We start from the raw sequence: 14,262 nt of genomic DNA on the forward strand, positions 1-14,262 counted from the left end.
CCCGCCCGCCAGTGCTGCGGGGTTGGTGCACAGTGCCTGTTTGCCCTCTTCAGCACTTAAACCAAAGCGAGGGTCGTCAAGTTGGGGATCGCCCGCACGGTAGGTAACATAGGCCACCACGCAGCCCAGTTGGTTTGCACTTCTGCAGGCGGGTACTTTTTGAAATGAAGCGCCAACGTCGCGACCAGTGGGCACCAGTACATTGGTGCCAGGTATGTGGGCTGAAATGAAACGGCTCATCAGTTCGGGCCGGGTTTCAATTTCTTCGGCGATCAGCCTGCGCAAAATACCCGATCCCTGGGAGTGTCCTACCAGAATGAAACCACGTCCTTCGCTTTGGTTGGCGATGTATTCCTTGAAGGCATCGAGCACATCGGCATAGGCGACTTCGCCTGCGTTGGGTGCAATGTCAATGCCACCCAGGGCGCCCGTGAATGTAGTCAGTCCCAGTGCAGTCAGGGTGCGTTGGCGGTACACCGGTGCAAACTGGCGACACACTTCGCCATAGCGGCCAAATTGCAATGCTGTGGTTTGTTGTTCTTGCAGGTCGTCATTCAAATCCGAATTGCCCGCCAGGTCGATGCTGGTGGTGGGGTACACATAAAAGCAGTCCACTGGTGGCGCAGCAGCCGGTGTATAGCTTAGCGTGGTGGCAGAGGCATCGCTGGCCACAGCGGTGCTGTCAAAGTTGCCATTGCACACATTGCTGCTTCCGAATAAATCGGGGTGGCAAAGCCAATTGCTGGTGCCAGTGTAAAGGGTGCTTTGATAGCCCGGGAACGGATTGGTGGTGTTGGCCGCGCTTGCACCCACACGCGAGCCTGCGCTGTTTGAATTGCTCGAGTCACCGCCGCAGGCCGACAACAATAGCGATGCGATTGCAACACTGAATAAAAATCGATGAATCACAATCTTCTCCCGTCACTGCATGTGGCACCTGTACCCGTCACATCAAACGCTTCGCTCACACCTTCAAATGGCTCGGGCGACCTCGCTGGTACGGCAACACCCCGGTGCTTGATTCGATATTTTCCCGCGGGCGTGTTGGCCGGAATTTTCCATTCCGCCAAAGCGGTCGACACAAAACCGGCCAGGGGTAACGGGCTGAGGTAAGGCGTGGGGTCGAATGGTTGCCAGCGGAAAATCAGTTCCGGCGAACGGTCGTGAGTGAAACTTTCCCACTCACCTTTCGCATTCATTCGCTCCACTTCTACAAGGGCCAGTCCGCGGGTTTTCATGTTGCGGGGGTGCGCGCTTTGAAACTGCGCAGTCACTGTGTTGCCAGCAGCAACCGAGGGTGTGGGTTGCACCAGTACATCGCCGAAAGCAGCACCAGGTGCCTGGTCAAATGGTAGGTAGGGTGGGCGTGGAATCGGGTTGCTGGTCACTGTACGGGGTGGGCCAGCGGGTGGTTGGCTCGTATTGTTCGACGAGTTGGCCAATGACAGGGCCAGCCTGCGGCTTTCCTGCTGCACAGCAGCCAGGGTCCACGGGCCGAATTGGGTGGACGCACCTTCGTATTGCTGAATCGAGTATTCCTCACGCGTGGTGAGGTAATTTACAAAATCATTGCTTAAGCCACTGATGATCACCTGGTCGATGCCCTGCGGTTCCAGCACTTCCAGCACGGTCTGGCGAATGCGCCGCCCGGCCATGGTGGTAATTTCCCAAGGCAGACCCAACACAGCCACATTGCCGATAGTGAACAACTGGAACGGCAACACATTGTTACTGAAGTTTAGGGGTGGGCCGAGTACAAACAGCACGGGTTTTTCAGCCTGACAACTCAGACTGGTGCCAACTGGTATGGCATCAAAGGGCAGGTCGTTCAAGTTACAGAGAACAGCTGTTGCCAACACCTCCGGTGGCAGTTTGCCAGCGGCCAGCGCAGCCAGGTCGCGCGTCAGGCGGGCAGGGTCTGTGCGCGCATTGCAGCTTGCGCCTTCCACAGTGGGGCCGGGGCCGTCTTCAGCACCTGCACCAAATGAAACGCCCATGGCGGCGGTGCATGTTTTTTTCACGGCGCTGTTCAGCGATTCCGGGTGGCGCAGTGAATTCAGCACCACGGGGTCTGTAATTTCCACTTCGTCCATCTTCACGTGAAATTGCGCAAAGTTCACACCACCGCGCACCATTTGGTTGGCATCCCGGTACAGGGTGAGCGCACGTGCCAGTTGTTTGCTGCCGTTGATTTCAACAGCCTTCAGTTCGTCTGTAGACCCACCACGTTCCTCGAAAGGTTTGTCTTTGAAAAAAATATTGGGGCTGCTGTCGCCCTCATCGGTTTGTGCAAAGGCGGCCACAAAAGTATCTTTGCCGGCGGGGGCTTCGTATTGCGTTCCCATTAATTTTTCAAATGCCAACGCAGCCCAGCCTTTGTTGTCCGAAGAAATCAAGGGATTGGTGTTGCCTGTGGTGGTGGGGTGCACACCAAACCAGTTGATTTGCCCGATCGGCGTTCCATCGGCGCGGCGTAGTTTCAGCAATGCCATTTCCTTGTTCACATTCTGGCTTTCACCGCGCTGGTTCAAATACTGGTTGCGCTCTTCCTGCGGGTTTTGATCGTAGGCCACGGCTGAACGGTTGACGTTGGCGTTCAACAATTCACCATTGTTGACCAGCAAGCGCCCGGGTTCCGGATTGGCCTGCAGGTTGGCGTGTGCGCGGCGAATGGCTTCAACAATGCCGTCGACGATGAAGTTGTACACTTCTTCGTCATGGCCTAAACGGAAAGCGTTGAAGGCGGTGAAGTGCGCATAACCACCGGGCCCTGCGTGGGTGTGGGTGGCGTTCAGCATGATGTTCTGTTCGTTGTAAAACCCGGCCAGTTCAGTGTCGGCGGCCACTTTGTTCAGCACGCCTTGGCGCACGGCATGGAAAATCATGCCGAGGTCGTTCACCACATACACCACGCGATTGCCGTTGCACGGCGAACCGATCACATAGGCGCGAGAAAACTGGCGCGTGTGCAGACCCAGGCTTGCATGGGTGGGGCTTTCGTAACCCATCATCACGGAGCCTGCTGCCGGGCCGGTAATGTCTACGATGCCAGTGCCCATGGTGAAGGCCATGTTGTTTTTGCAGGCGCCGCTATTCAAACCCGTGCTGGGTTGTACATTGCTGTTCGGCGTGCTGGCCGGGTTGATGGATGGGCTGTCTTGCCCCTCACCAATCAACAAATTGGGGTCGGTGAGTGCACATTGCAAACCTGCGGTGTCGACAAACTCATTGTTGCCCGGGTTTTCATTGGGGTTGGTGCGGCCATCGGTTTGGGCCGGGTCGCTGCTTTCGCCCAAGCAGCCTGCCAATGTGGCCAGCGTAGTCAAAGTAAAAACGGCGCGCACTGCACGGTAGGAATTGCGATTCATATGGGTGTTTTTGTGTTGGTGTCTCCTTTGGTTCTTACTGCTGCCGTGTTGGCACAGATTCAGGCCTGGGTCTCATGCAGCGCGCTGTGTCGTGTAACCGACACTAGTCACTTTTGAATCCAATTCCAGGGGATGGCAGTAAGAATGAAAGAAACATAACCACCATTATAATTTTAGACATGATCAAGAATCCACGCCATGTGGCGACTCTTGCAGCCTTGGGATTGCTGCTCGGCGCCTGTAATTCAGAAGACCATTCATCACTTTCAAGCAGTTCATCACCCACTTCGATCCAGGCCGCAGGGCAAACACAGGTCGATTCAAACATAGCCTCGAGCCCTGCCTGGTCCGCACCAATTGATGGTTTGACACCAGCGCAACTGGTCCGGTTTGAGCAAGGCAAAGCCATGTTCGAGAAGGTGTTTACGCCCAGCAATGGTTTGGGTGCAGTGTTCAATGCGCAAAGTTGCGTGGAATGCCATGGCCAACCGGCGGTGGGTGGCACTGATCCCGCAAAAACCATTCAGCGTTTTACGACTTTGCTGGCACCTCACTTTGCTGCAGGTTTGGTGACGCAGGCCGATGGTGCGCCCCACGTTCACGCGCGTTCAGTGGCCACTGAGTTCCCGGATGAGGTACCGGGCTGTGTGTTGGGTGGCGAGCTTGTGCCGCCTCACGCCATGGCCAGCACCACGCGGGTGACTCCTCATTTGTTTGGTATTGGTTTGCTGGAAAATATTCCCGACACTACCTTGATTCAAAATGGGCTGGCCAGTGCAAAAGCCAATCCTGAGGTGAGTGGTCGTCCCGGTTTGATGTTTCCTGGCGGTGTGAACGACTTGAATGCGGCGGACCAATTGATCGGTCGATTGGGCGCGCGTGGTTTTGTGGCCGATGTTCAATCTTTCACGCAAGGTGCATTTTCAACTGAATTGGGCATTGCCACTTTCCACCCTTTGTTTGCAGCTCCTGTAAGGCCCAAAGGCAACCTGGCCACTGCTGATTGCACACCTTTTGTGGGCGAGGCTGTCAGCCTTGCTGAAACACAGGCCACGGCAGACTTTCAACGTTGGCTGGCACCACCCCCCAAGCCAGAATTGACCGGAGTTGCCTTGCGAGGTCAACAGTTGTTTGATGAGATCCAGTGCAGCAGTTGCCACACTCCGATGATGAAAACCTCGCCCATGGCACCGGCTCCGCTGAATGACCGCGAGGTGTGGCTTTATTCCGATTTATTGCTGCACGACATGGGGGCGGCCCTGGCCGACAACGCACCCGAGGGCTTGGGTTTGCCCACTGAATGGAAAACAGCGCCGCTGTGGGGGGTTGGTCAAACTGAAAAGCCCTTGTTGCACGACGGACGTGCGGGCAGAGACTTTGCCAAGGCCATTGATTTTCACGGCGGTGAAGCCGAGGACGCAAAACGCCGCTTTCAGAACCTGAGTCCTGCAGACCAAGCGGCGTTGATTGCGTTTCTGAAAAAGCTTTAAAGTTGCTTAAAAGGTGTTGTTCACCAACACCTCGTTCAGGCTCAATTGACCCGGTTTTGGCCAAGGTGCTTTGGTGCCCTTGCCAATGGCCACCATGGGGCCCATCACATGGTCAGCGGGCAAGTTGATCAACTTGGCCACAGCGTCAATGTCAAATCCGATCATGGGGCAGGAGTCCAGTCCGATGCCTTTGGCAGCCAACATCAGGGTTTGCATGGCCATGCCAATCGATCGCTGGGCTTCATCGCGTTGCAGCCATTCGCGCCCGTCGTGAAATGGGCCCATCCAGCCAACCAGCAGGTCAGCCACTTCCTTGGGGGCCTGTGTCCAATAGCGTGACGGATCCTTCTGCCATGCTTTCATGTCGGCGGTCATGAGGACCAACAACGAGGCGTCGGTGATTTGGGCCTGGTCGTTGCCCAGCTTGCGCATTTCAGCACGCAGTGCTTTGTCGCGGACCACCACAAAACGCCAATGCTGAATGTTGAAACTGGTCGGTGCCTGAATGGCTGCCTCGAACAGTTTTTTTTCATCGTCTGCGGAAATGGTGTGCTCGGGATCGAAGGCCTTGATGGCCCGGCGTTGATAAATTGCGTCAAATAATTCCATGTACTGCTCCTTGTCTACTGCTTTGCACTGCATAAAAAAAAGCCGGAACCCTGGAGGGGGAACCGGCCAATAGTGTACAGGCTAAAAGGGGAACGTCGCTTATTTGGCCAAGCGACGCGCCTGTGACACTGCGTAGCTGCCTGCCCGTGCTGCAAGCAAAGGATCATCCGATCCTTCGATACCGGTGGGCAATACCAGTGGGTTGAAATTGATGCTGTCGCATGCGGCTTTGTCAGTCACAGCGGTTACTTTCAGACGGCCGGCCACCACTTTCTTACGGTCATCGGGCCAGGCCACTGTGGCGTTGTCGGTGGGGTCACCAGCCTGCGCCAATTGCAGCACCATGTCGAATTCCACTGGAATTTGCGACACGCGGCCTTTCAGTTCGTCTTCCAGAAACACCTTGGCATGGGTGGCCAGTTTGTCCTCAGCAATGAATTCCTGGCCTGTTACAGGCACAAACATCCACTTGGCAAATTGGGTTTTACCGGCAGCATTGGTGAATTTGAATGCATGGGTGCTCCAGTAGTTCACCGCACCATAGCTGGCGGGTACGCCTGTTTTGGCAACCCACTCCATTTGTGGTTTGAAGTCGGGGTACTTGGCTGCAGCTGCTGCAATTTTTGCGGGATCCGGTTTTTTGGTGGCTGGGTCGGGCTTGCGTGCTTCCAGGAAAGCCAGGAAACCGTCGGGTGTGGCTGCGGTGAAGAAGGGCGCAGAAATGTTGGCCATCAACCATTGCTCGCCATTGGGCAAGTCAAATTGGGCTGCAAGGCCGCGCACGCCTTTGCCGCTTTCAGGAGCGTTGGGATTGCCGCCACCCACTGAGAAGCGCAGGGTGACTGGTACTGGCTTACCGGAAAAAGCGGATGCCTTGGAAATAGCCGCAGCTGCTTTGTTGCCTGTGAAAGTGCCTGCCGCACAAACCCCACGTGCGCCAGAGCGGCGGGCTGCATGGGTGCCAAACACACCCTCAAGGCCGTCCACAAGGTTCACTGCGTTGGCGGGTTCGCTGGGAATTGCGGTCTGGGCGACCGCTGCTTGTGTGCCAAGGGCGGCAAGTGCCGCAACAACTGCCAAACCAATTGCTGTTCTCATTTCCTGCATCCTTCTTTTGATGGTCATCAATCTCGCAACCCACCCGGCTGTCCGGGTGGTCTACGCTATAGATCGCTGATGCAGGAAGGAAGTTACAGCGTCACAAAAATATAATTTATTGGGTAGGCAGCAGGTTCTTGATGACCGACTCGGCAACCCGCTGATTCATGTAGCGTGGCACCGCATAGGTGAAACGGGCTTCGGCAATGGCAGACTTGGCCACGGCAGGAATATCGGCTGCTTTCAAGGCGGCCAGCTGGGTTGGAATGCCAAACTTTTCATTCATGGCGCGAATGCGTGCCACGAACGCGCGGGCCAGGTGTATATCGTCGGCACCCTTGTCGCCAATGCCACAGGCACGGGCCAGGATCGCCAGGCGGTCCGCACAATTGGGCAAGGAATAGTCCAGTACATGCGGCATTACAATGGCATTGGCCAGGCCGTGGGGTGTGTGGTAGAGGGCGCCAAACTTGTGGGCAATGCCGTGCACATAACCCACACCGGCTTGGGTAAATGCGATACCTGCCAAGTGCGACGCACGTGCCATTTTCTGGCGGGCTTCCAGATTGCCACCGTCAGCAACCGCGGTTTCAAGATGCTTCATGATCAACTGCGTAGCTTCCAGCGCTTTTTCGTCGGTTTTGCGGGTGGCATTGCGCGACACAAAAGCCTCTACAGCGTGGGTCAGTGCGTCCATGCCCGTGGCCGATGTGATGTGTGCTGGTAAACCTGTCATCAAAGAACCATCGAGTGCTGCAGCGGTGGGCAACAATCGAATGTCCATGGCCGCCACCTTGCGCTTGTTCACGGTGTCGCTGACCACGGCCGCAATGGTCACTTCAGCACCTGTGCCGGCAGTGGTGGGCACTGCAAACAAGGGGATCATGCCTTTGTGCACTCGCAGCAAACCGGTCAGTTTCAGCACAGGTTTATTGTTCTTTGCGCGTGCGCCAATCATTTTGGCAGCATCAATGGGGCTTCCGCCACCGACCGCCAATATGGCCTGGCAGCCGTTTTCCATCAGCATGCGGTAACCGGCTTCAATCTGTTCAACTGTGGGGTTGGGCTCTACGCCGTCGTACACCACGTATTTCACGCCTTGGGTTTCAAGCTCGGCTTTCATTTTGTCGAGCACGCCCAGCTTGACTAACACGGCGTCGGTCACAATCAAGACATTGCGGTGGCCTGCTTCAGCCATATGGCGAACCAGATCAAGCGAGGAACCGGTGCCCTCGAACATGCGGGGCCACTTGAAGGGCATCAGTGCTGTGACCACTTTGAAAATGGCCATGTAAATGCGTAACGCGAGCACTTCGAGTGCATGCAACATGCGGGTGTCTCCTGATTCTTATTGGGGGTTAACAGTTGTTACTATGATTGTACAAAGAGTATGCAGTGTTGGAGCAGAGGAAATATTCCACTTTTCATGACGATCGGGAAAATTTCACGAACCCTTTCGGTCATGCTTGCCGCACTGTAAATCACAACATTTCAGAGACACGTTTCATGAAGCACCGCAGTACACCTTTAATTGCCGCTTTGGCCACTTTGGGCCTGGCCACCCCCACCTTCGCTCAAACTGAAAGCCTGGACAACTTTGTTGTGTCGGCCACCCGCGAAGCACGCGACCCGTTTGAAGTACCCGCTTCGGTCGACAAAATCAACCAGAACACCCTGGAGAAAGCCGCCAGTTTTCAAGTGAATTTGTCGGAAACACTGACCCGCGTGCCCGGTTTGGTGATTAACAACCGCAACAATTTTGCGCAAGATTTGCAAATTTCAATTCGGGGCTTCGGGGCGCGGGCCACCTCGGGCGTGCGCGGTGTGCGTTTGTTCTCCGACGGCATTCCTGCCACCATGCCCGACGGTTCAGGGCAAATTTCTCACTTCAGTTTAAGTTCGACCGAATCGATTGAAGTGTTGCGCGGGCCTTTTTCATCCTTGTATGGCAATTCCTCGGGCGGCGTTATTTTGCTGACCACCGAGAATCCGCGTGTGGGCACCGAGCTTGAAGTGAACCAGATTTTTGGCACTGACAGCACGCGCAGAAGTGGTATTAAACTGAACAAAGGCAACGAGGAAGTGGGGATTGTGATCGACGCCTCCACCTTCCGAACCGATGGTTACCGTGACCACAGCAAAGCGCGACGCGACAATTTCAACAGCAAAATGGTGTGGAATTTAAGCAGCGACACACGGCTAAGCTGGGTGCTTAACTATGTGGATATTCCGCTGGCTCAAGACCCCGCTGGCTGACTGCAGCACAACTGGCCAGCAACCGTCGGCAGGCAGGTACCAACACGGTGGCCAACAACACCAACAAAACTGTGGAGCAAAGCCAAACCGGCATTGTGCTGGAGCACAAGTTCAGCCCCAGTACCAACGTGACTTTCAGCCCCTATTACGGTGACCGCAAAATTCGGCAGGTGTTGGCCAGCACAGCTGTTATTGATTTGAAAAATGAATACAGCGGTGCCGACCTGCGTTTTGCGCATCAAACCAGTGTGCTTGATCGGCCCTTGTTTTTGAATGCTGGCTTGACTGTGGGCGAACTGGAGCAGTCCCGACTGGGTTTCTTTGGCGCTAGTACCACGCCCAACCGGGACGAAGCCAACACGGCCAGCCAGTTCGACCAATACCTGCAGGCAGAATACTTTTTCACCGACAAGTTCAGCGTATTGGGTGGGGTTCGAAATTCATCCATCGAGATTGAATCGAACGACCAGTTCCTGAGCAACGGCGATGGCAGTGGCAGCAAAAAGTACGATGAAGTCACCAGCAATTTGGGTTTCACTTACCGTTTACAGCCCAACATCAATACCTACATTTCCTACGGAGAGGGGTTTGAAACCCCAACCTTGCTGGAGACGGCTTACTTGTCGGTTGCTCCACCCAGCCCCAATTTCAACTCGCAACTGGACGCCGCAAAAAGTGAACAACTTGAAGTGGGGGTGAAGGCGAAATTTGGCGCCACCAAGGTGAACGCAGCGCTTTACACGGTGGATACCGAGAATGAAATTGTGGTGCTGGCGGCCAATGGCGGGGCCACTTCGTTTCAAAATGCGGGCTCTACCAGTCGGGAAGGTGCTGAATTGGCCCTGCAGCACGCATTCAATAATCAATGGCAGGCCAATGCGGCGGTGAATTACATTCGTGCCACTTATGACACGTCGGTCAACAGCATTCGGGCAGGCAACAGCTTGCCCAGCATCCCGAAGAAAACCTTCTTCGGTGAAGTGGTCTACAAACCTTCAAACCTTTACGAAGCAGCCACTGAACTGCGCTATGTGGACAAACTGTTTGCCAACGACGCGAACGATGCCTTCGCACCCTCTTACTCAGTGGTCAACCTGCGTGCCAGCAAAGACTGGCCACTGGACGGTGGCTGGAATGTGCGCACCTATGCCCGAGTGGACAATGTTTTCGACAAGGAATATGTGGGGTCGGTGATTGTGAACCAGGGGGCAGGGCAGTTCTTCGAGCCTGCCAGCGAGCGCCAGTTATTGCTGGGTGTGACTGTGGGGTTGATGTGGAAATAACACCCGTGATTAGTTGTTTGCGACCTGGGCGTGCAGTTTCAAACCCAATGCGGTCATGACTTTCAGTATTGTCTGAAAGTCGGGGCTTCGTTGCCCTGAAAGTGCTTTGTAAAGGCTTTCCCGGGACAATCCAGCATCTTGCGCAACTTTGGTCATACCTTTGGCGCGAGCAATATCCCCCAGTGCTTTCGCGATGAACGCTGCATCGTCTCCGGCTTCCTCGAAGCATGCTTCAAGATAGGCAGCCATTTCTTCAGGAGTGCGGAGATGTTCGGCGACGTCATAGCGGCTGGTTAAGGTTTTTGTCATACGGTTGTCCTAAAGATTTTGAGCGAGATTTAGAGCGATTTTGATGTCCAATGCTTGAGTACTCTTGTCTCCGCCAGCCAGTAAAATGAACAATTTTTGACCTCGGGTCGTGAAATAAACCCTATAGCCAGGGCCAAAGTTGATCCGCAATTCTGAAACACCTTTACCCACAGGTTTGACATCCCCAGCATTTCCTGTGGCCAGACGCTCTATGCGAACCTGGATTCGTGCTCGCGCGTTGATGTCACGCAAACCATCAAGCCAATTTGCGTACGTTGCAGTTTTACGAATTTCAATCATATCGTAGTCGTAGCCTGATGGCTACATTTAGTTTGGCTTAAGTAAAAGCCAAGCAAGCTAACATTCAGTGCTGTTTGTCTACAAATACCCCCTCAGTCTGTGTAACTCCTGTTTGGTAACTTCCGAGTAACATTTAGAACATCTCCACCATTGTTGGTACTTTCACCCCTGTTAGAATCTGACACACACAATTTTCACAATCAGGTTTTCCGCCATGTCCAACGCACTCAGTCTTCGTCGCATCAGCCGCATGTCCAGCAACGGCTGGGATCGTTTGTTCAAATCTGATTCCATGGTGCGGGCGGGTTTACAGCCGTTTGAAATTGTTCATCAAAGCGGTATTCACAGCGTTCGCCACTACCTTCCTTTGACCGAAGAAAGCATTGCTGTGGGCGATGAAACCCTGGCTGTGAGCAAAAAGCGAAACAAGATTCCGCTGGTGCTGATCGCCCCGCTGGCTGTGAATATGTATGTTTACGACCTGTTGCCTGAGCGTAGTTTTGTGCGCTACCTGATGGCGCAGGGCTTTGATGTTTACCTGATCGATTGGGGCAAGCCCACGCGCAAACAGGCGGGTTTGACGCTGGAAAATTACATCAAGGAATTTTTGCCCGCCTGCCTGAATGCAGTGCGTGAGCACAGTGGGTCCAAAAAACTGAACCTGCAGGGCTGGAGCATGGGCGGTGGCATTGCACTGGCCTACACCGCTTTGTTCAAAGATGAAAACATCAACAAAATAGTCACCTTTGGTACGCCAATTGACGGGCATGCCAATGGCGCGATTGGTCAGCAATACAAACGCCTGGCGCATCTGTTGAAGTCGGCCCGAATCAATTTCCGAAAGGTGCCTGCCAAACTGTTGTACACACCGGGTTGGGCCAATGTGATTGGTTTTAAGTTGCTCGACCCTGTGGGCAGCCTGAAAGGCTATTGGAATTTGGTCACCCAACTTCACGACCGCGAGTTCGTGGCCCAGCACGCCAACCAGGCTGCTTTCATCGACAGTCTGGAAGCGTATCCTGGCGGTGCGTTGCGCGACTGGTTTGCCAGTATTTGGCTGGAAAATGAAACTGCACATGGCCACTTCAAAGTGGGCAAGGCCGTGGCTAATTTCAAAGACATTACTTGCCCGGTGCTGGGCATTGCAGGCAAATCGGACAACCTGGCCAATGTGGCTTGCTGCAAGCCGATCACCAAGGTTGTTGGCTCGGAGAAGTCCGAATTCTTTATCGGCCCGGGCGGCCACATCGGCATTATGAGTGGCAAGGAATCGCCCAACACCATCTGGGCGAAAACGGTGAGCTGGCTCAACAGTTAATACCGTGCAGCTACCTCCGCTTTTGGTTATAGTGAACCCACTCAGCACCAAAAGCAGTAGGAGGTGGCATGCTGAAATTCAGACGAAAAATTCTTCAGGCCAGTGCGGGTTTGTTACTCGCCGGCCCCCTGTTCAGTCAACGCCATGCCTTGGCGCAAACCCCTGCATGTGACGACAGCCCCACCCCTCGCCAAATCGAAGGCCCGTATTACTCCCCGCAAACTCCGCGGCGCAGCAACTTAATTGATGGTTTGCCTGGCCAGAAGCTCTTCCTGGAAGGCCGGGTATTGTCGGCCGACTGCAAACCAGTGGCCAACGCGATTGTGGATTTGTGGAGTTGTGATTCCGAAGGTGTGTACGACAACACCGGTTTCAAATTACGAGGCCACCAAGTGACCGATGCACAGGGCAAGTTCCGCTTTGAAACCCTTGTGCCTGGCGCTTACGGCAACTCAAGTTTCAGGCGCACGCCACACTTGCACGTGAAGGTACAGGCACCGGCTGCCCCTTTGCTGACCACGCAGCTGTATTTTCCCGATGAACCTTTGAATCAGCGCGACAGCTTTTTCAACCCAGCCTTGTTGGTCAAGCTTCAGCAAAGCGGGCAACAAGCCAAACTGGCGTCATTCGATTTTGTTGTGCCTGTGCAGGCAAAGGGATAGTTGTCATGGCAGTACCCACACGTAGTTTGTTTGCCTTATCCGCAGCGCTGTTCGTATTGGTGACCACGGCCGCTTGCACCTCAGTGCAGCCTTCATTACAACATTCACCCACTGTCTGGCTGATGGGCGAGGTTCACGACAATCCCGATGCGCACCAGGCCCGCTACGACATCATTGCCAAAAAAGTGAAGGCTGGTTGGCGGCCTGCCATTGCCATGGAGCAATTTGACCGCGAACATCAAGGCCTGCTACGCACAGCGCAAGATGAATGCAAAACAGCAAGCTGTATCACCTCCAAACCCTGGGCTGAAAAATGGCAGTGGAAACTTTACGCGCCCATCATTCAGCTGGCCATTGATTACCAATTGCCTTTGTTGGCGGCCAATGTGTCGCGTGATGATGCAAACCGCATTGTGAAGGGTGGCTATGCGGCGGCCCTGGATCCGGACACCATTGCGCAATATGAACTGGACAAGCCCTTGCCAACGGCAATGGCTGAACAACACCGCCAAAACATTGTTGAAGGCCATTGCAATATGTTGCCGCCCCAGGTTGCAGAGAAGATGATTCCTGCGCAGGTGGCCCGCGATGTGTGGATGGCCAAGGTCATCGAACAGCAGGCTACTCAGCGCGATGTTGTTTTGATCGCAGGCAATGGCCATGTGCAAAAAGATGTCGGCGTGGTTCAGTGGTTGCCCGTTAAACTACAGCAAACAACAACTGTGTATGGCTTTATTGAAAGTTCGCAATCAGGTGGTTCGGCGCAATTCGATGTTCTGGCTCAAGTGCCAGAACATCCCCGCGAAGACCCTTGCGAGGCATTCAAAGCCATGATGAAAAAATAAGCCGCACACAAGGCAGGGGGCAAAAAAGTGGGTCGTTCAATACATGGGCGGTGCGTCGGCGCGCTGCTACTGGTCGCCGTGGCATTTCATTCACAACCTGTCATAGCCAATGGTTTTGAAGATTTCGAAGATGCTGAATTGATTGATCACATTGCAGGCAGTGTTGCACGTGGTTACGGTCGAATGCATGGCTATGGCGTCGATTTCAAATTAATTGGCAAAGAAACGCCGCACCAGTCGCCCTTGCTGGTTCAGTACAATGCCCCGCTGAAACGCTGTACTTTTTTTATCAGTACCCGTGACAAAACATGGCACAGCTTTGAGCTGTACCTGGAGTTTTTTGAAGGGCTCCCCAAGCAGCTTGTGTACGAGGCTTTTTTCGCGCACGAATCAGGCCATTGTGTGCAAATGCGAGAGCAGATTGATTTTGGTCCGGTGCGGCGTCGCCACCGCGAAGAATTGTATGCCGATGTATTTGCACTCTCGCATGTTGAGCGCTATTACCCCAAGCATCGCAAAGCCTTCCAAGAAGCGCAGTTAAAAATGCGTCGGGCCGCGTTGGGTATTCAAAACGAATACGACTTTTACAAAGAATTGTTGAGGTTGCATTACAGCCCCAACCTTCAATCGGCTTTGAAGGTGAAAAATCCTCAGGAAAGAGCGTACTCGATCGCCAAAGCAGTGGATCTGTTGTAATAATTGCTTATCGTAATAACAAATAGAA

At 54.1% G+C, this 14,262-nt stretch carries 14 protein-coding genes; 7 read left to right on the forward strand and 7 right to left on the reverse strand.

Annotation, left to right across the window (positions count from 1 at the left end; genetic code table 11):
• The coding region (locus B4N58_RS04470; RefSeq protein ID WP_291746255.1) for a DUF3089 domain-containing protein at window positions 1–909 on the reverse strand (909 nt) is incomplete at its 3' end.
• The gene (locus B4N58_RS04475; protein WP_291746258.1) at window positions 906–3,368 is read right to left on the reverse strand and encodes a neutral/alkaline non-lysosomal ceramidase N-terminal domain-containing protein; all 2,463 of its coding nucleotides are present in this window, start codon (window positions 3,366–3,368) and stop codon (window positions 906–908) included. The genes B4N58_RS04475 and B4N58_RS04470, both read right to left, overlap by 4 nt.
• Before the next feature lie 179 nt (window positions 3,369–3,547).
• Between B4N58_RS04475 and B4N58_RS04480 the strand changes: the two genes are divergently transcribed.
• Window positions 3,548–4,858 carry a di-heme oxidoredictase family protein gene (locus tag B4N58_RS04480; protein ID WP_291746261.1) on the forward strand — a complete coding sequence of 437 codons (1,311 nt, stop codon included), beginning with the start codon at window positions 3,548–3,550 and terminating at the stop codon, window positions 4,856–4,858.
• A 6-nt stretch (window positions 4,859–4,864) separates the two neighbouring features.
• On the opposite strand, the gene B4N58_RS04485 is transcribed toward B4N58_RS04480, so the two are convergent.
• The 3 genes from B4N58_RS04485 to B4N58_RS04495 all read right to left on the reverse strand — a co-directional run bounded on the left by B4N58_RS04485 (window position 4,865) and on the right by B4N58_RS04495 (window position 7,895).
• Entirely contained in the window at window positions 4,865–5,467 is a 603-nt protein-coding gene (locus tag B4N58_RS04485) for a nitroreductase family protein (protein WP_040513316.1), read from the reverse strand.
• A gap of 99 nt (window positions 5,468–5,566) precedes the next feature.
• Window positions 5,567–6,565 carry a catalase family peroxidase gene (locus tag B4N58_RS04490; protein ID WP_040513317.1) on the reverse strand — a complete coding sequence of 333 codons (999 nt, stop codon included), beginning with the start codon at window positions 6,563–6,565 and terminating at the stop codon, window positions 5,567–5,569.
• Window positions 6,566–6,680: 115 nt separating this feature from the next.
• The gene (locus tag B4N58_RS04495; protein WP_008251276.1) at window positions 6,681–7,895 is read right to left on the reverse strand and encodes an iron-containing alcohol dehydrogenase; all 1,215 of its coding nucleotides are present in this window, start codon (window positions 7,893–7,895) and stop codon (window positions 6,681–6,683) included.
• A gap of 176 nt (window positions 7,896–8,071) precedes the next feature.
• Between B4N58_RS04495 and B4N58_RS04500 the strand changes: the two genes are divergently transcribed.
• Both B4N58_RS04500 and B4N58_RS04505 read left to right on the forward strand, forming a co-directional pair.
• Entirely contained in the window at window positions 8,072–8,821 is a 750-nt protein-coding gene (locus B4N58_RS04500) for a TonB-dependent receptor plug domain-containing protein (RefSeq protein ID WP_291746267.1), read from the forward strand.
• Between the two features lie 11 nt (window positions 8,822–8,832).
• Window positions 8,833–10,104 (forward strand): TonB-dependent receptor, encoded by a 1,272-nt coding sequence (locus tag B4N58_RS04505; protein WP_291746323.1) that lies wholly within the window; start codon window positions 8,833–8,835, stop codon window positions 10,102–10,104.
• Between the two features lie 9 nt (window positions 10,105–10,113).
• Here B4N58_RS04505 and B4N58_RS04510 read toward each other — a convergent pair whose 3' ends face one another.
• Both B4N58_RS04510 and B4N58_RS04515 read right to left on the reverse strand, forming a co-directional pair.
• Window positions 10,114–10,413, reverse strand: a complete 300-nt coding sequence (locus B4N58_RS04510; protein ID WP_008251279.1) for an addiction module antidote protein — start codon at window positions 10,411–10,413, stop codon at window positions 10,114–10,116.
• 9 nt (window positions 10,414–10,422) lie between these two features.
• Window positions 10,423–10,713, reverse strand: coding sequence for a type II toxin-antitoxin system RelE/ParE family toxin (locus B4N58_RS04515; protein ID WP_008251281.1), 291 nt, complete (start codon window positions 10,711–10,713; stop codon window positions 10,423–10,425).
• 214 nt (window positions 10,714–10,927) lie between these two features.
• Here B4N58_RS04515 and B4N58_RS04520 point away from each other — a divergent pair, with 214 nt between their 5' ends.
• From B4N58_RS04520 to B4N58_RS04535, 4 genes are all read left to right on the forward strand, one after another.
• Window positions 10,928–12,031 (forward strand): alpha/beta fold hydrolase, encoded by a 1,104-nt coding sequence (locus tag B4N58_RS04520; RefSeq protein ID WP_291746273.1) that lies wholly within the window; start codon window positions 10,928–10,930, stop codon window positions 12,029–12,031.
• Window positions 12,032–12,099: 68 nt separating this feature from the next.
• A complete protein-coding gene (locus tag B4N58_RS04525; protein ID WP_291746276.1) occupies window positions 12,100–12,693 on the forward strand; it encodes an intradiol ring-cleavage dioxygenase in 594 nt (197 codons plus the stop codon).
• A gap of 5 nt (window positions 12,694–12,698) precedes the next feature.
• The gene (locus B4N58_RS04530) at window positions 12,699–13,538 is read left to right on the forward strand and encodes a ChaN family lipoprotein (RefSeq protein WP_291746279.1); all 840 of its coding nucleotides are present in this window, start codon (window positions 12,699–12,701) and stop codon (window positions 13,536–13,538) included.
• Between the two features lie 27 nt (window positions 13,539–13,565).
• Entirely contained in the window at window positions 13,566–14,234 is a 669-nt protein-coding gene (locus B4N58_RS04535; RefSeq protein WP_156799668.1) for a hypothetical protein, read from the forward strand.
• Window positions 14,235–14,262 lie beyond the last annotated feature (28 nt).

This window comes from Limnobacter sp. UBA3528 (assembly GCF_002377005.1).
In the GTDB taxonomy this organism is placed as follows: domain Bacteria; phylum Pseudomonadota; class Gammaproteobacteria; order Burkholderiales; family Burkholderiaceae_B; genus Limnobacter.

Bases quoted from the DNA above. Each gene is read 5' to 3' on its own strand.
- B4N58_RS04515 (WP_008251281.1), bottom strand. From the start codon at position 10,713: ATGATTGAAATTCGTAAAACTGCAACGTACGCAAATTGGCTTGATGGT.
- B4N58_RS04475 (WP_291746258.1), bottom strand. From the start codon at position 3,368: ATGAATCGCAATTCCTACCGTGCAGTGCGCGCCGTTTTTACTTTGACT.
- B4N58_RS04500 (WP_291746267.1), top strand. From the start codon at position 8,072: ATGAAGCACCGCAGTACACCTTTAATTGCCGCTTTGGCCACTTTGGGC.
- B4N58_RS04480 (WP_291746261.1), top strand. From the start codon at position 3,548: ATGATCAAGAATCCACGCCATGTGGCGACTCTTGCAGCCTTGGGATTG.
- B4N58_RS04495 (WP_008251276.1), bottom strand. From the start codon at position 7,895: ATGTTGCATGCACTCGAAGTGCTCGCGTTACGCATTTACATGGCCATT.
- B4N58_RS04490 (WP_040513317.1), bottom strand. From the start codon at position 6,565: ATGAGAACAGCAATTGGTTTGGCAGTTGTTGCGGCACTTGCCGCCCTT.
- B4N58_RS04485 (WP_040513316.1), bottom strand. From the start codon at position 5,467: ATGGAATTATTTGACGCAATTTATCAACGCCGGGCCATCAAGGCCTTC.
- B4N58_RS04510 (WP_008251279.1), bottom strand. From the start codon at position 10,413: ATGACAAAAACCTTAACCAGCCGCTATGACGTCGCCGAACATCTCCGC.
- B4N58_RS04530 (WP_291746279.1), top strand. From the start codon at position 12,699: ATGGCAGTACCCACACGTAGTTTGTTTGCCTTATCCGCAGCGCTGTTC.
- B4N58_RS04525 (WP_291746276.1), top strand. From the start codon at position 12,100: ATGCTGAAATTCAGACGAAAAATTCTTCAGGCCAGTGCGGGTTTGTTA.
- B4N58_RS04520 (WP_291746273.1), top strand. From the start codon at position 10,928: ATGTCCAACGCACTCAGTCTTCGTCGCATCAGCCGCATGTCCAGCAAC.